This is a genomic window from Polynucleobacter sp. MWH-UH19D (assembly GCF_040409795.1).
Taxonomy (GTDB): Bacteria; Pseudomonadota; Gammaproteobacteria; order Burkholderiales; family Burkholderiaceae; genus Polynucleobacter.
On record NZ_CP099571.1, the window covers coordinates 235,116 to 256,609 of the forward strand.

The window sequence follows — 21,494 nt, forward strand, 5'->3', positions numbered from 1 at the left end:
TAAGTCATGTCCACCAACCCACTTCGTCGCACATTACTTGGATTCATTGCTAGCATTCCTCTTAGCGGATTACAGGCTTGTGGCTACCGTTTGCGCGGGATGGTGGATTTACCTTTTAAAGCGATTGCGATCACAGGAAATCCTTCGCCACCTTTGCGCGCTGATATTGAAGCATCCATTTTGCAGGGGACAGACGCTAAGGTTGCAATTAACTCAAAAGATGCTGAACTGATTCTTGAAATCACGAATGATATTAATGGCCGTGAAATTTTGGCTTATAACTCGGCCGGTCAGGTTACCGCATATCGTTTAAATATTCGTGTGGGCTTTCGGGCGTTTGATAATTCTGGCGCCGAAATTATTCCAGATAGTGAGATTTATATGACTCGCGATATGGACTTCTCGAACACCACTGTGTTGGCAACAGACGTTCAGCAACAACAATTCTTGTCTTTAATGCGCAAAGATCTCTCCGTTCAAATTCTGCGACGTGTCTCTGCCGCTGCTAGAGCACCAAGAACTAAGTCGTTTTAAACAGAAAGACTTGGAGAATCTAGACTCGCATGGTTAAAGTCGACGCCTTGCAGGCACATCTCAAGTCACTGGGTGCAGGTGGCGCAATGTTGCCACTCTATATTTTTAGCGGAGACGAGCCACTATTGATGATGGAGGCTATGGATCAATTGCGCTTGACCGCTAAGAAACTAGGCTTTAACGAGCGTGAAGTATTGTTACAGGAGCGTGGATTTGATTGGAGTGCTTTATTAAGCGCAGGTCAAACGATGTCGCTTTTTGGTGATAAGCGCTGGGTAGAACTGCGCATCCCAACTGGGAAGCCAGGTCGTGATGGTGCTGATGCTTTGAGGCAGTTTGCAGCGCAAATGGAATCTCAGTCTAATGGTCCTGAGGGGCCAGATACAGTCGTCTGCATCGTACTTCCTAAGTTGGATGCCAAGACCAAAACTTCTGCTTGGTTTGGTGCCTTAGATGATGCAGGAATGGCAATTCAGATTGATTCGATTGATCGTGGAAATTTACCAAGATGGATTGCCGCTCGATTAAAAAAACAAAACCAAGAAGTGGAGAGTGGTCCAGAAGGTCAGCGTGCTTTGGAATTTATTGCCGATCAAGTTGAAGGTAATTTGATTGCCGCTCATCAAGAGATATTGAAGCTAGGGTTGCTCTATCCCACCGGAGTATTAACCGAGGAGCAGGTGCGCTCTGCCATCCTAAAGGTGGCGCGCTATAACGTATTTGAGTTAACTGAAGCGATGTTGGCTGGGGATTTGCCTAGATTGAATCGCATGCTTGATGGTCTAAAGGGTGAAGGCGAGCCATTGGTGTTGATTCTGTGGAGCGTCACCGAGGAGCTCAGATTGTTATCAAAGATAAAGGCTGCTAGTGATGCTAGAGAGTCAGTTCAGCAACTGATGCGCGTGAATCGAATTTGGGGGAATAAAGAGCGCTTATACCCAGCCGCCCTGAGAAGAATTCAGCCGCTGAAGTTGCGTAGGGCTATGCAAGTAGCTGCAGGACTAGACCGTCAAGTAAAGGGTTTATCTGCAGCAGAGTTGCCTGCAGACCCCTGGGATGGGCTACGTTTGGTAGGAAATCTACTGCGCTAGAAATTAGTAGAAAATAGCAAAGATGAGTACTGAAATTCATAAAATGATGCAAGACATTGGTCGCAGGGCACGTAGCGCTTCGCGCGCCATGGCTTGCGCTTCTAGCGAACAAAAGAATCAAGCTTTGTTGCATATCGCCAAGTTAATTCGTCAAAAAGCTAATGAGATTCAAAAAGTAAATTCAGGTGATGTTGAGCGTGCAAAAGCCAACGGTCAGGATACGGCTTTTGTAGATCGCTTAACCATGACACCCAAAACTATTGAAACCATGGCTTTGGGTCTTGAGCAAATTGTTTCTTTAGAAGATCCTATTGGAAAAATTACCGCCTTAAAGAAGCAAGCATCGGGTATCGAGCTTGGTCAAATGCGAGTGCCATTAGGCGTCATTGGCATCATTTATGAGTCTCGTCCCAATGTCACAATTGATGCTGCGGCATTATGTCTTAAATCAGGTAACGCAGTGATCTTGCGTGGTGGCTCCGAGGCGATTGATTCCAATACATTGTTAGCTCAAATCATTCAAGAAGGGCTTGCTGCTGCAAACCTTCCAAAAGATGCGGTTCAAGTGGTTGCTACAACCGATCGCAGTGCTGTCGGCGAGATGATTACGATGACACAATATATTGACGTCATCGTGCCTCGCGGTGGCAAGAGTTTGATTGCCCGTTTGATGGCCGAAGCACGCGTTCCAATGATTAAGCATTTGGATGGCATCTGCCATACCTATATTGATGCGGATGCTGATGTAGCCATGGCTATCAAGGTGTGTGATAACGCTAAGACTCAGCGTTATGCACCTTGCAACGCTATGGAAACCCTGTTGGTTAATAAGAACATAGCCTTAAAAGTGCTGCCTGATCTTTGCAAGATTTATCAGGACAAAGGTGTTGAGTTACGGGTGGACACTTTTACTCGCTCAACATTGGAGTCATGTGGTTTTAAAAACTTAGTTGATGCTACTGATGAGGATTGGCAAACAGAGTATTTGGCACCAATCTTGTCAATTAAGACTGTGGTTGATATGGATGAGGCTATGGATCACATTGAGCGTTATGGCAGCAAGCATACTGATGCCATCATTACTAATAATCAAGAAAATGCGAACCGTTTCTTGCGTGAAGTCGATAGCGCAAGCGTGATGGTCAATGCCAGCACACGTTTTGCCGACGGCTTTGAGTATGGTCTTGGTGCTGAGATTGGTATTTCAAATGACAAGCTACATGCTCGTGGACCAGTTGGTTTAGAGGGTCTAACCTCCCTGAAATATGTCGTCATGGGTCATGGCGAGATTCGCACTTGATCGTACTGAATTCATCATCAATTCACACTAAATACATACTTCGGCGCTGATCACTATGGCTAATGCCTACCTTTGGGTAAAAACCTTACACATCGTTTTTATTACGTCGTGGTTTGCTGGTTTGTTTTATCTGCCGCGGATTTATGTCAATCTAGCGGATGAAAAAAATACCCAAGCCTACTCTCGGCTCTTGGGAATGGCTGATCGCTTATTTAGGTTCATGACCATTTTGGCGGTGCCGGCTGTTTTATTGGGGCTCACGCTATGGCTTGGTTTTGGAATTGGCGCTGGAGATGTGTGGATGCATGCCAAAATATTCTTTGTAATTTTGGTAATCGGTTACCACCATGCTTGCTGGAGTTTGCTTAAGAAGTTTCGCGCCAATCTCAATACAAGATCAGGTATTTGGTACCGCTGGTTTAATGAAGTACCAGTGATTTTGTTATTGATTATTGTGGCTTTGGTGATTTTTAAACCTTGATCTTTAGCCCTTCAAGATTCTTTCTAACTTTTTAAAACTGCGAGCCTCATGAGATTTTTTGTTGTCTGCCCAGGCGGTTTAGAAATCCCGCTTGCACAGGAGCTGGCAGAGATTGCAGGCCGTCCAGACTGCAAGGCCTTAGGCGTCTGGGTGATCGATCAAACACCTACTAGCCCTACTGGAGGTATTGGCTTGTCAGGACCACTATCAGCAGCGATGGCGCTTAATTTGCATTCTAGAATTGCGAGCCGCGTTTTATTGCAAATGGCACAGGCTCCCTATAGGCAGGAAGATGATCTTTATAAACTTGCTGGCGGCTTAGCTTGGGAAGACTGGTTTAGCTCTAAACAAACTTTAAGGGTGGATGTCACAGCGCATCGTTCACCATTAAAGAGTTTAAATTTTGCAACACTCAAAATTAAAGATGCGATTGTGGATCGTTTGCGTGATGTCACCGGTGATCGTCCGAGTATTGACACAACCTTTCCGGATGTTCGGGTGCAGGCGCATTTGACTGCAACACAAGCTACCATCTATCTGGATACTTCTGGTGAGGCCTTATTCAAGCGTGGTTGGCGTGATGAAAAAGGTGACGCCCCGTTAAAAGAAAACTTAGCTGCTGGTATTTTGTCGATTACCGGTTGGAAACCAGGTCAAACTTTATTTGATCCGATGTGCGGTAGTGGTACTTTTTTAATTGAGGCGGCCCAAAAGGCTTTAGCGATACCGCCTGGAGCTATTCGTGCAGATATGTACGGAAATGATGCCAAACCCAGTCGCTTGGCTTATCGCCCATTGGTAACGTCTGCTCAAGGTTTTGGCTTCCAGAGACTTAAGCCATTTACTGAGGTAGGTGAAAAAAAACGTTGGGCTGCACTAAAAGAGGCGGCTCAGAATGAGATTCTGGAAAAGCGTAAACAATATTCTGATGTGCAATCTCTGGGAATTAGTGGTGGCGATATTAATGAAAAACTAGTGGCTATGTTTAAGGGGAATTGGCAACGTGCGCAGTTACCTGATCAAGCGGTTGTTCGTCAGATCGATGCGATGGCAAGCAAGCCACCAGCTAATTCAAAAGACGGTCTGATGCTATTGAATCCCCCTTATGGCGAGCGCTTGGTTATTAAAGGTGGTCGTGGCCAAGAGAGAGACTCTCGAGATGTCGAGAATGATTCTGGTGTGCCAGAGAATCGATTTGAACTCAATTTAGAGACTGGTCGGCAAAGCGCAAAGCGTTCCAGCCGAGAATCGCTGAAGAAGCTACAAGCTCAACAAGAGCAAGACCCTAAGTTTGTAGAATTTTTACGTCAATTTGGACAACATCTCAAAGATGCTTTTGGCGGATGGAATGTCTTTGTGTTGACTGCGGATATGGCTTTGCCAGGGCAGTTGCGAATTAAAGAGTCTAAGCGCACCCCTTTATTTAATGGCCCCTTGGAGTGTCGTCTATTTAAGTTTGAGATGCATCAAAAACGCCCTGCAATAAAGCAGTCGGGCGATGAGTGAAATGCTGAATGCGCTTTAAAATGGACCTAAAGTGTTTAGGAGCTGTGGTGTATCAGCCGCAGCAATTAGGAGGATAGCTCGATGGAATTTAAAACATATATGTGTCTTATTTGTGGCTGGGTTTATGACGAAGCCGCAGGTTTACCTGACGAGGGCATTGCTCCAGGAACGCTTTGGAAAGATGTTCCGATGAATTGGACTTGCCCAGAATGTGGTGCACGCAAGGAAGATTTTGAAATGATGGCGATTTAATTATTCGCCAGCTAATAACAAAGTAATTAAAGAGGTTGAGATCATAGTGAGTCAAAACGACGCCTTATTTGAACGCGCACAGAAAACCATTCCTGGGGGTGTGAACTCTCCGGTGAGGGCATTTCGTCAGGTGGGCGGTACCCCACGTTTTGTCGCTAGAGCACAAGGCCCTTATTTTTGGGATGCAGACAATAAGCAATATATTGATCTGATTATGTCCTGGGGCCCAATGATTGTGGGTCATGCTCACCCAGAAGTGGTTGAAACGGTTAAAAAAGCTGCTGAGACCAGTTTTAGTTATGGTGCTCCAACCGAAGGTGAAATCGAATTAGCTGAGCGTATTTGCCAATTGATGCCAAGCATTGAGCAAGTGCGCATGGTCTCTAGTGGCACCGAGGCAACGATGAGCGCCTTGCGTTTAGCTCGCGGTTACACCGGTCGCGACTTAATTATTAAATTCGAGGGCTGCTATCACGGCCATGCTGATAGCTTATTAGTCAAGGCGGGTTCGGGTCTGCTGACTTTTGCTGACTCAACTCAAAATGCGCCATCCTCTGGTGGTGTACCGCAAGATTTGGTAAAGCATACTTTAGTGCTGCCCTATAACGATGTTGCAGCAATTGAAGAGGTGTTTAAAAAGCAGGGCGATCAAATTGCAGCAGTCATATTGGAGCCAATTGCTGGCAATATGAATTTGATTCAACCATCTAAAGAATTTTTATCCGCTGTTCGTAATCTCACTAGCAAACATGGTAGCGTTTTAATTTATGACGAAGTCATGACGGGTTTTAGAGTGGCTCTAGGTGGCGCGCAATCTTTGCAGGGCATTGTTCCTGACTTGACTTGCCTAGGCAAGGTCATGGGTGGTGGCATGCCAATAGCGGCATTTGGCGGCAAAAAAGAGATCATGTCGAAATTAGCCCCTCTGGGTAATGTTTATCAGGCTGGAACATTATCTGGTAATCCCGTAGCGGTAGCTGCCGGCCTCAAAACACTCCAGATTATTTCTAGAGAAGGTTTTTTTGAATGCCTCACTGGCCAAACAGGAAAACTAATGGCGGGATTGAAGCAAGCAGCAGATAAAGCAAATATTCCGTTTTCAGTAGACAGTGTTGGTGGTATGTTTGGTTTCTATTTTGCTAAGGATGTGCCCAATTCATACGAGGCAGTTACCAAAACCAATATTGAAGCCTTCAAGAAATTTTTTCATCTCATGCTTGATGAGGGTGTGTATTTAGCGCCTTCAGCCTATGAGGCTGGATTTACATCGATTACGCATGACAATGATGTTGTGGGTGCAATTATTGCTGCGGCTGAGAAGTCATTTCAAAAGCTAAAGTAATTTTTATTACATTCTGAGTGGATGATCGTAACCATCCACTTGAATGATCTCTGAGTATTTCATATCTTTATTGGAGTTAGAGATCTCCATAGCAGTGAGTTTTCCACCCCATACGCAGCCAGTATCTAGGCCCACAACATTGCTCTCTCGTAAGAGGCCTAAGGTGGACCAATGACCAAAGTAAATCACAGTATCTTGCGTTTTTCTCTTCGGAACTTTGAACCAAGGAATATAACCTTTAGGACCATCTTCTAGGCCTTCTTTGCTTTCAAATTCCATTTTTCCACTAGGCGTACAAAAACGCATTCTCGTTAATGCGTTTGTGATGATTCTCAAACGATCATAGCCCTTTAGGGAGTTACTCCATTTATTAGGGGTGTTGCCATACATATTCCCTAAGAAGTCTTTATAGGATTTACTGCGCAATATTTTTTCAACTTCTTGTGCGTATTCGATGGTTTGTTGTAAATCCCATTGCGGAAGCACGCCAGCATGTACAGTGAGTACCTTGCCATTGCTTAGGGCGAGAGGACGTTTGCGGATCCAGTTTATGAGTTCTTTTCTATCTGGCGCATTTAGAATGGGTTCAACAGTATCTAGTCCACGAGTTTTACGAATACCCGCGTCTATCGCTAATAAGTGAAGATCATGGTTGCCGAGAATGCATTCTGCTCGGCCAGACTCTTGCAAAACCTTGAGTTGGCGCAATGCTCCGAGAGAGTCGGGGCCGCGATTCACTAAATCTCCTAAAAAAATCATTTTTGAATTTTTAGGAAGCTTTTTAACGAGGGCTTTTAGTGAGGGGGCGCATCCTTGTACATCCCCTACAACATAGATCTTGCTCATGCCTTATCTTAAATCTGAATGCTAGGGTCAGAACAAGATTAGCTAACTTTTTTAACAACGTTATACCGAACAAGGGTCTTCTTGCGTGCCTCATCATGATCAACCACGGGGTATGGATAGTCTCGCCCCAGCACAATGCCTGCGCTTTCAAGCTCGATATGGCCGGCTTGCCAAGGCGCATGAATAGATTTTTTAGAGAGTTTCTCTAATTGGGGTAGGTATCGTTTGATAAATTTCCCTTCCGAGTCAAATTTCTCGGACTGGGTAATGGGATTAAAGATCCTAAAATAGGGCTGAGCATCACAGCCTGAAGAAGATGCCCATTGCCAGCCACCATTATTGGATGAGAATTCGAAATCATTGAGATGTTCTGCAAAATACGCTTCTCCCCAACGCCAATCAATACCGAGATCTTTTGTCAGAAAGCTGGCCACAACCATACGTAATCGATTATGCATATAACCAGTTTGATTAAGTTGATGCATCGCCGCATCAACCAGTGGGTATCCGGTTTTACCTTCACACCAAGCATTGAAGAGTTTCTTGGCTGGCGCACCACTTTCCCAAACAATGTTGTCATAGTCGGGCTTGAATGAGACACCCTCTGCTAAGCGTGGATGATTAGCAAGAATCATGAAATAAAAGTCACGCCAAATAAGCTCACTTAACCAAATGGTGGCGCCCATACTGCCTGCCAGCATGCGACGATGCGCTTCTCGCACTAGGCCGCGAATGGAGAGCATTCCAAAGCGCAGGTGTGTCGATAGGTAGCTGACGCCCTTGACGGCTGGAAAATCTCGACCAATCTGATATTGATCAATGCGTGACAGAAAGTCTTCTAAAAATAGCTGACCTCCTTGAGATCCAGGCGGCAGATAGGTTTCAATGCCTGTTGAACAAAAGCCCATCGATTCTAGAGAAGGTAGTCCTAGATCTAGTTTTTTGGGAATCGAGACGAATTGTCCTGACTTAGGGTTGCATTCGAAGGCAGCTAAATCTTTTTCTTGCAGTGTCTTGAGCCAATTATTTTTGTATGGTGTGAAGACTGAAAAGACCGTATTGGAATTTGTAAGAATTTCTTTTTTCTCAAAAATCACCTGATCTTTGTAGGTCTCGAATTGAATGCCTAACTTTTCAAGTGAATTCTGGACTAATTCATCTCTATAAATCGCGCAAGGTTCATAGTCGTGATTGATGAATACGGTATCAACGCCGAGCTCTTTGGCAATTTGAGGAATGCATTCTGTCGGATTGCCAAAACGGACAATAAGTCCGCCACCAACCTGTCGAAGTTCCTCATCTATCTGTTTGATACCTTGCCAAATAAAGTCAACTCGACGGTCGTGTTTTAGACCCTTTGAACCTAGTTCACCTTGCAAAAGGGGCTTCAGAATTTCAGTGTCAAAAATGAAGGTAAGCCAGACTTGCTTACAGTTCACAAGAGCATGGTGAAGTGCCGCATTGTCATGCAAGCGAAGGTCGCGTCTAAGCCAAACAAGTCCTTTATCCATAGACCCTATATTAGGGCTAATTGATAAAAATTGTTTAGAGGAGCTCATTTAAAAAGGTTAAGATTTCAAGAAGCTATGGATACGATCTTTTTTGTTCTCTCGAAAGTAGTGCAGTTCTGCATAGAGCCCTTGAATTGGGCAATTCTTTTTATTAGTTTTAGCCTAATTTTTCTGATGCTGCGAAAGGTTGAGCTTTGCAAGCGTTTTCTCTTATTGGCACTTTTCGATCTGTTGGTAGTCGGTTGGTTGCCGACTTCTGAACTGGGTTTGAGGTATCTCGAGGGGATTATTCCAAAAACCTCACTTGCAGAGCTTTCAGAAAATGATTTGGGCGGAATCATTATTTTGGGTGGTGCAATTGAGGGCGGTCAGATCGCTGTCGATCGCGGAGAGGTATCCATATATTCTTCAGCTGAGCGTGTAACCAAGGCTTTTGAACTCATTCGAAAATATCCAAACTTGCCATTCATTTTTAGTGGCTACTCTGGCCGCATCAGCCCCAAGGGAATTTCAGAGGCGGATGCATTTAAACAGCTAATTCAAGAGCAGGGTCTGACTGAGCTGACAGACAAAACTGCACATTATGAAAATCAGTCACGAAATACCTACGAAAATGTTCTATACACGAAGCCAATGATTGAAGACTTCGGCAAAAAGAACGAGTCTGACAATTTGAGGCCATGGTTACTGATTACTTCTGCGAGTCACATGTATCGCTCTGCCAGGATTTTTGAAAAGCAAGGCATTGTCATTATTCCGGTACCGGTTGATTATCAGACGGCAGCAAACCTTCGCTGGACTGAGTTTGATTTAGTCGATGGCGCCCAAAATTGGAATAAGTTAGTTCATGAGCTTGTCGGACTTTTGGCCTATTGGGTTACCGGGAAAATCTAGATATTCGGTAAAATACTCAATATGACTTCGGCCAAAAACGCCCCTCATGATTCAGATCCTGGATCTTGGGTATCTTATTCGGCCGATCATTTAGCAAATCAATTTTTAATTGCCATGCCAGGCATGGTCGACCCCAATTTTGCTAATTCTGTTGTTTACTTGTTTGAACACAATGAGCGAGGTGCAATGGGCTTGGTAGTAAATAAGCCCACTGAAGTAGATTTAGCTACCTTGTTTGACAAGATAGAGCTCAAACTCGAAATTGCGCCTTTGCCTGAGCAGCCGGTCTATTTTGGTGGGCCCGTTCAAATCGAGCGCGGTTTTGTTTTGCACGAATCCAATCCCCATCTTTCCTATAGCTCTTCTTTAATTATTCCTGGAGGTTTAACAATGACAACCTCCAAAGATGTGCTTGAGGCAGTTGCTTTGGGAAATGGTCCAAGAAATTTTTTAATGACACTAGGTTACGCAGGCTGGAGCGCTGGTCAGCTTGAAGAGGAAATTACCTTAAATGGCTGGATGAATGTGCCCTTATCAAAGGAACAAATGATGGAAATTATTTTTAATACTCCATCAAGCCAGCGTTACGAGAAAACCGTTAGTCATCTTGGCTTTGATTTGTCCTCTCTATCTGGAGAGGCGGGGCATGCCTGAGATGTCAAGCTCATTAGTCAATCAGCCCATTACAGTAATGGCTTTTGATTATGGAATGCGTCGTGTGGGTGTCGCAGTTGGAAACTCGGTAACACAATCAGGACAGGCCTTAAAAACGATTGCTGCAGCAAACCTGGATACTCTATTTATAGAGATTCAGGGGTTAATAAAGGAATGGCAACCAGATCAATTGGTTGTTGGTCGTCCCTTGCATCCTGATGGTGCGGAACATGAGATGACTGCTAAAGCAATCCGATTTGGCAATCAGTTGCATGGACGGCTTAATTTACCAGTAGCTTGGGTAGATGAGCGCTATTCTTCGGTGGTTTTAGAGGCGGATACGAAGATGCGGGACAATCTAGATGCGCACTCTGCTGCCCTTATTTTGGAGCAGTATTTTGCGGAACAATAATTACTTGATATCGGTTGAAATTGAGAAGTATTGGAACGAATAAATGAATGCTGAATTGATGTACGAAAAGTTGCTGGTAGCAGTGAAAGAAAGAGTGCATCAGGGCTCTTTTGAGCTTGCTGGCTTGGCTATAGGTGGCGCTTGGATTGCCGAGCGTTTGGCCAAGGATTTAGGTTTGCCACACTATGGTGTGATTAATGTCGCCTTTCATCGAGATGACTATGCAGAAAAAGGAATGACTGCATTACGCACTGCCAGCACGATGACAACTCATCTTCCTTTTGAGGTGAGTGGCGCCAATATTGTTTTGATTGACGATGTCTTATTTACTGGCAGGACAGTTCGAGCTGCCTTAAATGAATTATTTGATTTTGGGCGTCCCGCACAAGTGGAATTGATGGTTCTTGCGGATCGTGGAAATCGCGAGCTACCAGTAAGCGCTAACTTTGCGGGCGAGCAAGTTCATGTATCTGATAGTCAAATATTAGTTTTAGAAAAAGATGCTGCTGGAAAATTGAGTTTTCAGCTTGAGGAGCATGAATAATGGGTGCTGAAAACAATCTTGTAAATCAATTTAATGCCGCTGGAGAGTTAACGCATCTTCTAACCTTGGAGGGTTTGCCAAAAGAGCAGATAGTTCATATTCTGGATACGGCGAAGCAGTTTGTCAGCGTTACAGATCCGGCAAGAGAGGTGAAGAAGGTTCCTCTGCTAAGAGGAAAGAGTGTCTTCAATCTCTTTTTTGAAAACTCCACTCGCACAAGAACGACTTTTGAGATTGCGGCTAAACGCCTCTCCGCTGACGTTATTAATTTAGATATTTCCACATCTTCTACCGCTAAGGGCGAGAGCCTGCTGGATACCATAGATAACCTTGTAGCAATGCAAGCAGATATCTTTGTTGTACGTCACAGTGTTTCAAGGGCGCCCATTGAGATAGCAAATCATGTGCCAGCGCATGTACACGTGGTAAACGCCGGTGATGGTAGCCATCAACATCCAACCCAAGGTTTGTTGGATATGTATACGATGCGTCACTTTAAGCAGGATTTCAAAGGCTTGAAAGTGGCTATTGTGGGCGACATTGTTCATAGTCGTGTAGCAAAGTCGAATATTCATGCGCTCACCACTTTGGGCTGCGAAGATATTCGGGCGATTGGCCCAGAGAGTCTATTGCCTAGCGATTTAGATATGTTAGGAGTAAAAGTATTCCACAGCATGGAGGAGGGTCTGAAGGATATTGATGTTGTGATGACTCTCCGTATTCAGAAAGAGCGCATGGAAGTAGGCCAGGTGCCAGAAGGGGATGCCTTCTTCAAACAGTATGGCCTTACGCCCAATCGTTTAGCGCTTGCAAAATCAGATGCCATCGTAATGCATCCAGGACCCATGAATCGTGGGGTAGAGATTGATTCTGCAGTTGCAGACGGTCCGCAATCTGTCATTCTTAATCAAGTTACTTTTGGAATTGCAGTACGAATGGCGGTGATGTCAATTGTTGCTGGCAACTAATCTTTTGTCTTGCTGATTAGCGTGAGTGAATTTTCTCAGCCTACTGAATTAAAGGGTTTTGTAAATCAACGTTGGTTAATTCTGTCGCATGGCTTTAATATGGATGGCCGTGCATCAAGCCAGACGATTACCGATAAAATGCCCTACTTATTAGAAGTGGGAATTCGGCTGACTGTATTTAGTGCAATTACTGGCATTAAAGATCAGCGCTTTCCTCACTACCAGTATTTAGCCTGGGGGCCATCAGCGTTTCGATTTGATTTTCGTCATTGGATCGCAAATCAATATGGTCGGGGTTTTATATACAAGGTATTGACAAGGACTGTTTCACTTCTATTGAGTCCATTAATTGGCTTAGAAAAGCTTGTACTAGGATATTCGAGTCAATGGTCTTGGGCATTGCCTGCATTTATTCATGGATATAGATTGATTCGAGAGGGTAAAGTCGATTTAGTGTATTCCACTGGTGGTGCATGGTCAGCACACTTGGCTGGCTTATGGCTTAAGAGGGTAACGGGAGTTCGGTGGATCGCTGAGATTCATGATCCGCTAGTGATTCGCAGCAGTCCAGCAGATGATGGTTTTGCCATTCCTCGTAACCGCGATGCTCGGTTTCGTTATTGCTTAGAAAAAAACATTGCCCATTTCGCTGATTATGTTTGGTGGTTTACCGATGGAGCGTTGCACTATGCCAAAGTTCGTAACCCCAACTTAAATAGCAAAGGTAATGCTCATGGGTTCATGGTGTTGCCAGGTGCGGAACCGCCAGGAGGCCTCAAGACAAATAAGGAACATCGCTATGGGGATAAGCTGCACTTATCTCATTCTGGATCACTAGCAAAAGACCGTTCGATTTCAACTATTTTGTCTGCGCTACACTCTTTGTTTCAAAAGTATCCAGAGGCACGTCAGCAAATATGTATCAATGTGTATGGCGCTCCACTAGATGCATTGACCAAAGAAGCGCTTGAGCAATATCACTATCACGATGTCCTAATTGATCATGGGAGACTTGAAAAAGATCCTTTGAGCGGTATCTCAGGCCGAGAAAGAGTTGTTCAGGAGTTACAAAAATCAGATGTATTAATACTCTTGCATGGAAATGACGAATGGTGTGCCGAATATATTCCCTCTAAGTTCTATGAATATCTTTGGGCTGGCCGACCAATTTGGGGAATCACTCATCGCAATCCGCAGCTTGATCAAATGCTTTCTGAAAGGGGTGCCTATTTGAGTCATCAGACAGATAAACTAAGCATTGAAATGGCCCTAGAGCGAATTTGGCTTGATTGGAGGGGTAGGCAACTGCAGATTCCCGAAGAGAAGCCTATAGATGTTAGGCAGGCAGTCGCTACAATCTTAAATACAATCTCGGCAAATTAACAGCCAAGCCCTCAACTTTAATGAACTGACCTATGTTGAACTTTGTCCTATATTGCTGCACTTTTCGCAAAGATCTGACAAGAACGGTTAAGCTTGCACAGAGTATTCAAAAGTATAATAAGACTCGAATTCCTTTTTATGTCTCTGTTCCCGGTGATGATGTAGAGCTGTTTAGGGAATACCTAAAAGACTTTGAAGCGATTGTTTTTGATGAGCTAGATATTTTTAGGGCAAACCCAAAGCTAGATATAAAAAAGCTCTATGAAATTCGTGGGGGGCTACGACAGCAGGTAATTAAGTCCGAGTTTTGGAGATTGGAGATCTCTGAAAACTATTTAGTCCTCGATTCTGATTGCATTTTTATTCGCGACTTTGATGAGAGCGACTTTATCGTCAAGGACGATATTCCTTATTCGGTAATTCATGAAGGGCGAGATGTTCTTCAGGCAACCGAGCGCTTTGGGCCAAAGAAAATTCGTCAACATTTCCTTGCTGACCGTGAGCCAATCAAAGCAGCTTTAAACCGTACAGGCGTGACCTATGACTTTGGCTACGCTCCATTTTTATGGAGTCGAAAAGTTTGGGAGTCGTTAGATAAGAATTATCTGACACCAAATCATATGAACTTTTTAGATGCAGTGCTTTTATGTGGCTCTGAGTTCACTTGGTATGGCGAGTCGCTAGTGAACTTTCGTGCCATACCCATATATCCTCGCGAGCAATTATTTATGCACTATCACTATGAACATCAATTATGGGCACATCAAATACTTGGTTACGATGAGAAACTGCTTGCTAATGATTATCTCGGAGTCGTATATCAGTCAAACTGGGAAAGTTGGGGGGATTACGGGCCATCTAACAAGAGCGTCATGTCCAGAATTTGGCGCACCTTCAAGCGGGCGCTAAAAAAGATTCAGTTCAAATTCTCATTGCTGTTAGGCTTCATTTAATTTTTTTGATGATGTTGAGTCTTCCTAATGTCACTTTATTATGTGTTGAGACTCGAGATCCCAATTTAGCCCATTGGGCAATAAAGCAATGTACAGAAAAAGCAAGCTTTTCCCAGGTTGTTCTGATCACAAACTTAGGGTTGCTCAAAGAGTACGAGCCGAATATTAAGTATGTTGCTGCGCCTAACATTCAGACCACTAAAGATTACTCCGATTTGCTACTTACGGGTATTGAAGAGTATGTGTCTGGTACCCATGTGCTGATAATCCAATGGGATAGTTTTATCATTCGATCGGATCTTTGGCAGGATCATTTTTTAACTTATGACTATATAGGTCCAGTTTGGCCTCATCACCCAGAAAATCCGGTAGGCAATGGCGGTTTCTCACTGCGTTCAGTTAAATTACTAAAAGCGATTAAACAGCCTGGCTTTGTAAAGAAACATCCAGAAGACTATTGTATTTGTGTGGATAACAGAGAATTTTTGGAGAAGAAATACGGCATCCATTTTGCTCCAGCCGAAATTGCTGAACAATTTGCTGTTGAGCGTTCTCTATGGCATCCTGCGTTTGGGTTTCATGGATTTTTTAATTTTGGTTATGTTTTAGATGATGACCAGCTAAGCTTATTTTTAAACCTAATGCCTGCCTCTGGAATGAGTGGGATTGATACCTACGACTTAATTACTTCTTTGCGTCATCAAAATAGAAATCAGCTTGCGATAGAAATAGCTGATAGAGTGAAATTCAAATGGAAAATGCGTAGGCACTTTTTCAAACTAAAGTGGTGGCTCTTGACCCAAAAATTTAAATGAAAATTCAAGAAAAGTACCTAGCTAACATTTCTGTTTTGAGCGCCTGTACTCTATTGTGGATATGGGTATTGCCAGACACAATCGCTTTGAGAAACATCCTGTTAGTCATCGGTGCAATAACTGGAATTCTAATGATTTGGCAAAACAGAAATCTATTTACACAACCAAGCATAAGGTTAGCCCCACTACTTTTGATCTCATGTATTTTTGTATGGGTTGCTGTTCATTACCTCTTTTTTTCAATCAATCCGCAATTAGAACTTTCTGAAATTAAAAGTTTATGGCTTCGAGCGTTTGCTGGTGCATTAATGGCAACCGGATTAGCAATTGCACTTCAGAGAAATCAGCATCTACAAAAATATTTTTTCTTTAGCTTATTTGCCGTCCCAATTATTAATTTGTTTGCTTATGTATATGCAAGCTATTTACATGATGGCTTAGTCAAACCAAATGAATTTGTAAGATTTCTATTTATCAAAATTGAAACAACATACTTTGGGGCAATAGCTTCTGCATTTGCTATCGCAAACTTAATTTATTTTTTGATATTTAGGAGGGGGAAGATTGGAGTCTTGAATTGCATGCCTTTTTTGATCGGGTTGGCTCTGGTGCTGCTGTCTTCATTAATTGTTGGAACTAAAAATGGTGTCGCAATATCCATCGCTTTATGTCTATTTTTTGGGGCGGTATTGTTTCTGGATGCTCTAAGGAATATTCGCAAGAGAAATGTATTAAGTATTTTCATTTGTGGATTAATTGTTGTGGTTGTCGCGCTAGTCTGGAAGGGCCATAAATCAACTGCTTACGAGGGTTGGGATACCCTGTTTAGCGATGCAAAAATTGCAGTGCAAATTGATAAGTATCACCAGTGGCAAAAAGGTGAACATCAATTTGAGCGGCCTACTAACGATATTGGGACGCTTGTGGTTGGTAATACATACTTTAGGCTGGCCTGGGCAACAGTTGGCTTGCGATTGATAAAAAATTACCCTTTTGGATATGGATCAATTAATCGATCATTTGTTGGCTTGCTTGATGAGGCTGGATTGGAGCATGTTCATCAAGGTCAAGTTCATAGCGGATGGATTGATTTTGGATTGGCCTATGGAGTTCCTGGTTTAGTATTTATTTTTTTAGCGATGTTGAGCATTATTTTGTTTGGATTAGTTAATCCATCTTTATTGAATTTATGTGGAGCGATGATTTGCGTAGCATTGATTCCAATGGGTATCATTGCTGAAATTACATATAAGCAATATTTTGAAGCAACTATATTTTTTCTATGTTTGGCAGCATCTCTTATTTTCCTAGAGAGATCATCGAATAAAAAATTACCAAATGATTAAAAATATTTGTCTTATAAATAATTACAACAATCAGAAATTTATTAGTGATTGTTTAGATTCGGTATTTACGCAGACCCATCCATTTGATCAAGTAATTATTGTTGACGATGGATCCACGGATAATTCACTACAAATTATTGATCAGTTTTTGCAAAAATATACCCATCTTAAATTATTAAAAAAAATAAATGAGGGACAATTTTCAACCTTTAATGCGGCATTGACTTTGCTTCCAGACAAGGCGCAGATTTTTTTATTGGATGGTGATGATATTTTCCCGAGAGATTATCTTGAGCAGGTATTAAGGCTGGTACGTAGTCAGCATTGGGATTTTGCATTCTGTGAGCAACAAAAGTTCATGGATGGCGCTCTATCGCCAACCTCTGTGGTTATTGGTAAAACGAAAGCGCATAAATTTTCTGTTACTAGTGCTTTAACAAGAAGTAGGCAATGTTGGATAGGGGCTCCTACTTCATGCCTTTCGCTCTCGAGCGATTTGTATAAAAAAATATTTCCCTATCCCCATATTCAAGATAAAAGTTTTTGGGCTGATAACTTAATGATCTATGCTGCTTCAATACTAGGTGCGAAAAAGATTTTTCTATCTGGTATTGGGATTGGTTGGAGAGTACATGCTAGCAATGACAGTAAAAAGACATATTCATCTGAAGATATAGAAGCGCGAGAGCGTGCAATTAACCGCGCCTTTGATTGGTATTGCTCCAAGTATCAAATACCTAGATATCCTGGGGTTGTAGAGTTTTTTAGGGAATATAAACTTCTTGGAGACTACTGGAGGAAACGTTTAGATCTGCCTGGGTACTATAGGATGTTAAATAGATTAGTGAGGGCTAGAGTAAAACAGTTGTTTAGAAGCTAAAGTTATGTACAGTGGGGCAAGTATTTTTTAAGTGGCCCCAGCACCGAAGTGGGAAGATTTTTTTGCTCTTCTTTGCTGAGTTCAGTTTGTCGATCATATAAGTCAAGCCCATTAAGAATTTTTCTCTGTATTTCTTGAGTAGATAAATTTTTGTATTGGCTCAAATTTTCAACATCGGTGATAGCTAAAACTTTGCTTAATATTTTTTCTTCATCCATGAAGTAGGAAAAATGCCAGCCTCCATTTTGAATATGGGGAAGACTGTCCTTTTGGCTCCGTAATTTATGCGGTAGTAACTGCCTTAGGGTGCTTAGATTGGTAAATATCGACCCATGGAAGAGATCTTTTGGGGCGGCATTTTGAATGTTGTAATAAAAAAAGAGCTGCTGGCAGCTAAAGCAAAGATGTTTTTGCAATGAATTGGGGTTGCTTAAAACATGTATGGCCTCATCAATTGCTTTTTTATTTGGAAATTCATCTAGATCGCTAAAGATGATGATGTCGGTTGGATCAAAGCGCCTTAAAGGTTTTAAAAGAGCATTCCTTTGGGAATCCTGTATTTTCCACAGCAATCGGGTTGGTCTGTTGCGATAACGTATGCGCTTTATGAGCCAAAAAAAAGAATTTAGGTTGATATGTTCTTGGTGATAAATGATCTTGGTTGCGTGTGGCAGCATGGAAATCACATCTTTATCCAAGCCAAACCCTTTTTCTTTGCCCGAAAAATCAATATTTGCCTCGCTGATGATGAAATAATCTACGGTCTCCCCAAGGTATTCAAGGCGCGCCTTGAGTAGATCCATCTCGTTATAAAACAAGAACGTATCAATCAGAAGGGGTTTGTGATTTGTATGCAAGCTGAAATTATTTTCTAGTGAATTGACCAAGAAATCGTTCTGGATCTTTTGCATCTAGATAGCCTTGCTCAAGATGCAATGATAGTCCTGGTATGCAGACTCCTAAATAGCGTTTGGGCTTCGACCAAAATTTTAGGCGCCGTGGAATTTGCTTGAGGAAGCGAGATTTAGGCAGCATAGATTGTTTGGTAATGACGCAAAAGTTGTCAAAATCAAAATCTTTTTTTGCAGTTTTGGTTATCGACCAAACATCAGCATCAGCTTTTAATGTCTTTCCAGTAATGGCAAAAGTCATGGTGGTGGAATTAGTGGTTCGCCAGATCTGGTGGTCGCCTTTCACAATTTCCGTTGACTCCGAGAAGCGATTTGCTTTGGCGTAAGGATTGAGGGGTGTGTTTGATAATTTATATTTATCTGAATGATCGTATAGGGTGACATAGTCGAAGTATTTCAGTCCTTCTTCTATTGCTTCTGGTGCGGCAGGAAGGTGAAGGTAGTCATCTTCAATGAAATAGAAAATATCGTCATCTTTGGCAAATTCAAGAGCAAGTTCGTATAGCTTCCAGAATGAACCGGGGTTACCAAGTTGTGTCTCTACAAATTTGTCAAAACGATATTCTGTATTAAGGTGCTTTAATAAATTTTCATCGCAATTGTCGGCGACACAAATCGATTCCCAATCTTTGAAGGTTTTAGAAAGATTCTTTAGGGAGTCAAACTTATTAATTCCGTCAACCTTAACCTTTGGGTAGCCTTTACTGCTAATTCGAAAAAGAATAATTTTGCGCATTAAAGGGCCTAATTTCTAATAAAATCAATCGGTTATAATAATCTGAATCGCTATTACCTATTTATGAGGTTAATAGCCACTCCTCTAATAATAAGGTTATTTATGATTTTAGTTACAGGTGGCGCGGGCTTTATTGGCGGCAATTTTGTGCTGGACTGGTTAAAGAGGCCAGTGTCTGAGGCCATCGTAAATCTTGACAAATTAACCTATGCTGGAAATTTAGCAACTCTTTCATCTCTGCGGGATGATGCGCGACATGTATTTGTACATGGTGATATTGGTGATAAAGCATTAGTCTCCAAATTACTGAATGAGTATCAGCCACGAGCAATTGTTAATTTTGCCGCTGAGAGCCATGTTGATCGCTCGATTCATGGCCCAACAGAATTTATTCAAACTAATATTATGGGTACTTTCAACTTGTTGGAGTGCGCAAGGGAGTATTGGGGCGCCTTAAGTGCGGATGGTCAAAAGCAATTTCGCTTTCATCATGTATCTACTGATGAAGTTTATGGCTCACTCTCAGCAACTGACCCCGCGTTTTCTGAAACTAATTCGTATGAGCCAAATAGTCCTTACTCCGCTTCAAAGGCCGCTTCAGATCATTTAGTACGGGCGTGGTTTCATACCTATGGACTGCCAGTGGTAACAACAAATTGCTCTAATAACTATGGCCCATATCATTTTCCAGAGAAGCTCATACCTTTGGTGATATTAAATGCGCTAAATGGCAAGCCATTGCCTATTTATGGGGATGGTCAACAAGTGCGTGATTGGCTATATGTCGGAGATCATTGCTCTGCTATAAGAGAGGTCTTGGCTAAAGGGGTGCTAGGTGAGACTTATAACATTGGCGGTTGGAATGAAAAGCCAAATATTGAGGTTGTAAAAACCATTTGCCAAATTTTGGATGAGCTTAAGCCTCGTACCGATGGTAAGTCCTACGCTGAGCAAATTACCTTTGTAAAAGATCGGCCGGGGCATGATCGTCGCTATGCCATAGATGCCGGCAAAATTGAACGCGAGCTTGGATGGCGCCCTGCAGAAACATTTGATACTGGCATTCGTAAAACGGTTCAGTGGTATTTGGATAATCCAGCTTGGGTTGAGGGCGTAGTCAGCGGGTCTTATCGTGATTGGTTGCAAAAGCAATACAGTTAATTGCTAAGACCGATATGAAAATCATTGTCTTTGGTAAAGATGGGCAGCTAGGAAAGGCCTTTCAGAAAATATTTGCGATAACGCCATTTTCTAAGATTGCTGAAATTCAGTTTGTGGGGCGTAGTGATGTTGATCTTGCAGACCAAGAGGGTATTCGACGCATTCTTAATGCCTTTTCACCAAGCATTATTATTAATGCCGCCGCCTACACAGCAGTCGATAAGGCTGAGGATGAGGTCGATATTGCCTACGCAGTCAACGCTAAAGCACCAGAAGAAATGGCTCAATATGCCGTTAAGAACAATGCAATGTTTTTGCACTATTCCACAGATTATGTGTTTGATGGAAAAAAGCAGGGGGTATATGTTGAGGGGGATCAGCGCAATCCTCTATGTGAATACGGTAGAAGCAAGGCTGCTGGAGAATTGGCAATTGAAACAGTTTTCCAGAAATCAACTTCTGGTAGGTTTGCCATATTTCGAACAAGTTGGGTATATGGAGATGGTGCAAATTTCATACGAACAATTTTGCGTTTAGCCAAAGAGCGTGATCAACTAAGAATCATTGCTGACCAATATGGCGTGCCAACAAATGCAGATTGGTTGGCCAGGGTAAGTGTAAATTTCTTATTTGATCAAAGCTTGCAATTGACTCCATTTCCTTCCGGTGTTTATCACGTGGTTCCCAATGGTGAAATAACTTGGTATGGTTTGGCAAATCTTGCGATCAAATCTGCTCTTGATCAAGGCATTGCATTGAAAGCTAAACCCGAACAAATTAGCCCTATTTTGGCTGTTGAATATCCATTACCCGCGCCTAGACCCCAGAATTCTCGATTGAGTAATGCGAAGCTTCACTTTCTGATTGAGCAACAGAATGATGTGACAAAATTAGAGCATTTGAATTACTCTTGGGAAGAAAGCGTACGCCAATATGTTTCTCAGCTTGCCCAAGATAGACTTATTTAAGGAATA

General features: G+C 42.6%; 23 protein-coding genes. 19 read left to right on the plus strand and 4 right to left on the minus strand.

Annotated features, from left to right (window positions below; all coding sequences use genetic code 11):
- Positions 1–6: 6 nt before the first annotated feature.
- From lptE to hemL, 7 genes are all read left to right on the plus strand, one after another.
- Positions 7–534 (plus strand): LPS assembly lipoprotein LptE, encoded by a 528-nt coding sequence (gene lptE, locus NHB34_RS01235; protein ID WP_353427750.1) that lies wholly within the window; start codon positions 7–9, stop codon positions 532–534.
- A gap of 29 nt (positions 535–563) precedes the next feature.
- Positions 564–1,625, plus strand: a complete 1,062-nt coding sequence (gene holA / locus NHB34_RS01240; RefSeq protein ID WP_353427751.1) for a DNA polymerase III subunit delta — start codon at positions 564–566, stop codon at positions 1,623–1,625.
- A gap of 22 nt (positions 1,626–1,647) precedes the next feature.
- Positions 1,648–2,925 carry a glutamate-5-semialdehyde dehydrogenase gene (locus tag NHB34_RS01245; RefSeq protein WP_353427752.1) on the plus strand — a complete coding sequence of 426 codons (1,278 nt, stop codon included), beginning with the start codon at positions 1,648–1,650 and terminating at the stop codon, positions 2,923–2,925.
- A gap of 55 nt (positions 2,926–2,980) precedes the next feature.
- The gene (locus NHB34_RS01250; protein WP_353427753.1) at positions 2,981–3,406 is read left to right on the plus strand and encodes a CopD family protein; all 426 of its coding nucleotides are present in this window, start codon (positions 2,981–2,983) and stop codon (positions 3,404–3,406) included.
- A gap of 48 nt (positions 3,407–3,454) precedes the next feature.
- Positions 3,455–4,912: a THUMP domain-containing protein gene (locus NHB34_RS01255; RefSeq protein ID WP_353427754.1), complete on the plus strand. Its 1,458-nt coding sequence runs from the start codon at positions 3,455–3,457 to the stop codon at positions 4,910–4,912.
- A gap of 81 nt (positions 4,913–4,993) precedes the next feature.
- Positions 4,994–5,164, plus strand: coding sequence for a rubredoxin (locus NHB34_RS01260; protein ID WP_071464595.1), 171 nt, complete (start codon positions 4,994–4,996; stop codon positions 5,162–5,164).
- A gap of 46 nt (positions 5,165–5,210) precedes the next feature.
- A complete protein-coding gene (gene hemL, locus NHB34_RS01265) occupies positions 5,211–6,506 on the plus strand; it encodes a glutamate-1-semialdehyde 2,1-aminomutase (protein ID WP_353427755.1) in 1,296 nt (431 codons plus the stop codon).
- 6 nt (positions 6,507–6,512) lie between these two features.
- Here hemL and NHB34_RS01270 read toward each other — a convergent pair whose 3' ends face one another.
- Complete coding sequence (locus NHB34_RS01270; RefSeq protein ID WP_353427756.1) at positions 6,513–7,352, minus strand: symmetrical bis(5'-nucleosyl)-tetraphosphatase; 840 nt, start codon at positions 7,350–7,352, stop codon at positions 6,513–6,515.
- A gap of 38 nt (positions 7,353–7,390) precedes the next feature.
- Complete coding sequence (locus NHB34_RS01275; RefSeq protein WP_353427757.1) at positions 7,391–8,863, minus strand: deoxyribodipyrimidine photo-lyase; 1,473 nt, start codon at positions 8,861–8,863, stop codon at positions 7,391–7,393.
- 75 nt (positions 8,864–8,938) lie between these two features.
- Between NHB34_RS01275 and NHB34_RS01280 the strand changes: the two genes are divergently transcribed.
- The 10 genes from NHB34_RS01280 (at position 8,939) to NHB34_RS01325 (ending at position 17,712) form a co-directional block, all read left to right on the plus strand.
- Entirely contained in the window at positions 8,939–9,757 is an 819-nt protein-coding gene (locus NHB34_RS01280; RefSeq protein WP_353427758.1) for a YdcF family protein, read from the plus strand.
- Positions 9,758–9,871: 114 nt separating this feature from the next.
- The gene (locus NHB34_RS01285) at positions 9,872–10,411 is read left to right on the plus strand and encodes a YqgE/AlgH family protein (protein ID WP_353428520.1); all 540 of its coding nucleotides are present in this window, start codon (positions 9,872–9,874) and stop codon (positions 10,409–10,411) included.
- A gap of 1 nt (position 10,412) precedes the next feature.
- The gene (gene ruvX, locus NHB34_RS01290; protein WP_353427759.1) at positions 10,413–10,823 is read left to right on the plus strand and encodes a Holliday junction resolvase RuvX; all 411 of its coding nucleotides are present in this window, start codon (positions 10,413–10,415) and stop codon (positions 10,821–10,823) included.
- A gap of 43 nt (positions 10,824–10,866) precedes the next feature.
- Complete coding sequence (gene pyrR / locus NHB34_RS01295) at positions 10,867–11,367, plus strand: bifunctional pyr operon transcriptional regulator/uracil phosphoribosyltransferase PyrR (RefSeq protein WP_353427760.1); 501 nt, start codon at positions 10,867–10,869, stop codon at positions 11,365–11,367.
- Positions 11,367–12,335 carry an aspartate carbamoyltransferase catalytic subunit gene (locus NHB34_RS01300; RefSeq protein ID WP_353427761.1) on the plus strand — a complete coding sequence of 323 codons (969 nt, stop codon included), beginning with the start codon at positions 11,367–11,369 and terminating at the stop codon, positions 12,333–12,335. The genes pyrR and NHB34_RS01300 overlap by 1 nt, the downstream gene beginning before the upstream one ends.
- Before the next feature lie 21 nt (positions 12,336–12,356).
- Positions 12,357–13,718, plus strand: coding sequence for a hypothetical protein (locus NHB34_RS01305; RefSeq protein WP_353427762.1), 1,362 nt, complete (start codon positions 12,357–12,359; stop codon positions 13,716–13,718).
- Positions 13,719–13,750: 32 nt separating this feature from the next.
- Positions 13,751–14,671, plus strand: a complete 921-nt coding sequence (locus NHB34_RS01310; protein ID WP_353427763.1) for a DUF6492 family protein — start codon at positions 13,751–13,753, stop codon at positions 14,669–14,671.
- Between the two features lie 8 nt (positions 14,672–14,679).
- Positions 14,680–15,486, plus strand: a complete 807-nt coding sequence (locus tag NHB34_RS01315; RefSeq protein ID WP_353427764.1) for a DUF5672 family protein — start codon at positions 14,680–14,682, stop codon at positions 15,484–15,486.
- Positions 15,483–16,832: an O-antigen ligase family protein gene (locus tag NHB34_RS01320; protein ID WP_353427765.1), complete on the plus strand. Its 1,350-nt coding sequence runs from the start codon at positions 15,483–15,485 to the stop codon at positions 16,830–16,832. The genes NHB34_RS01315 and NHB34_RS01320 overlap by 4 nt, the downstream gene beginning before the upstream one ends.
- Positions 16,825–17,712 (plus strand): glycosyltransferase, encoded by an 888-nt coding sequence (locus NHB34_RS01325; RefSeq protein WP_353427766.1) that lies wholly within the window; start codon positions 16,825–16,827, stop codon positions 17,710–17,712. Before NHB34_RS01320 ends, NHB34_RS01325 begins: the two co-directional genes overlap by 8 nt.
- A gap of 2 nt (positions 17,713–17,714) precedes the next feature.
- Here the strand turns inward: NHB34_RS01325 and NHB34_RS01330 are convergent, their stop codons facing one another.
- Both NHB34_RS01330 and NHB34_RS01335 read right to left on the minus strand, forming a co-directional pair.
- Complete coding sequence (locus NHB34_RS01330) at positions 17,715–18,623, minus strand: hypothetical protein (RefSeq protein ID WP_353427767.1); 909 nt, start codon at positions 18,621–18,623, stop codon at positions 17,715–17,717.
- Positions 18,577–19,359, minus strand: a complete 783-nt coding sequence (locus NHB34_RS01335) for a hypothetical protein (protein ID WP_353427768.1) — start codon at positions 19,357–19,359, stop codon at positions 18,577–18,579. Before NHB34_RS01335 ends, NHB34_RS01330 begins: the two co-directional genes overlap by 47 nt.
- A 102-nt stretch (positions 19,360–19,461) precedes the next feature.
- Between NHB34_RS01335 and rfbB the strand changes: the two genes are divergently transcribed.
- Both rfbB and rfbD read left to right on the plus strand, forming a co-directional pair.
- Positions 19,462–20,520, plus strand: a complete 1,059-nt coding sequence (gene rfbB / locus NHB34_RS01340; protein ID WP_353427769.1) for a dTDP-glucose 4,6-dehydratase — start codon at positions 19,462–19,464, stop codon at positions 20,518–20,520.
- Between the two features lie 14 nt (positions 20,521–20,534).
- Complete coding sequence (rfbD, locus tag NHB34_RS01345) at positions 20,535–21,488, plus strand: dTDP-4-dehydrorhamnose reductase (RefSeq protein ID WP_353427770.1); 954 nt, start codon at positions 20,535–20,537, stop codon at positions 21,486–21,488.
- The last annotated feature ends 6 nt before the right edge of the window (positions 21,489–21,494 follow it).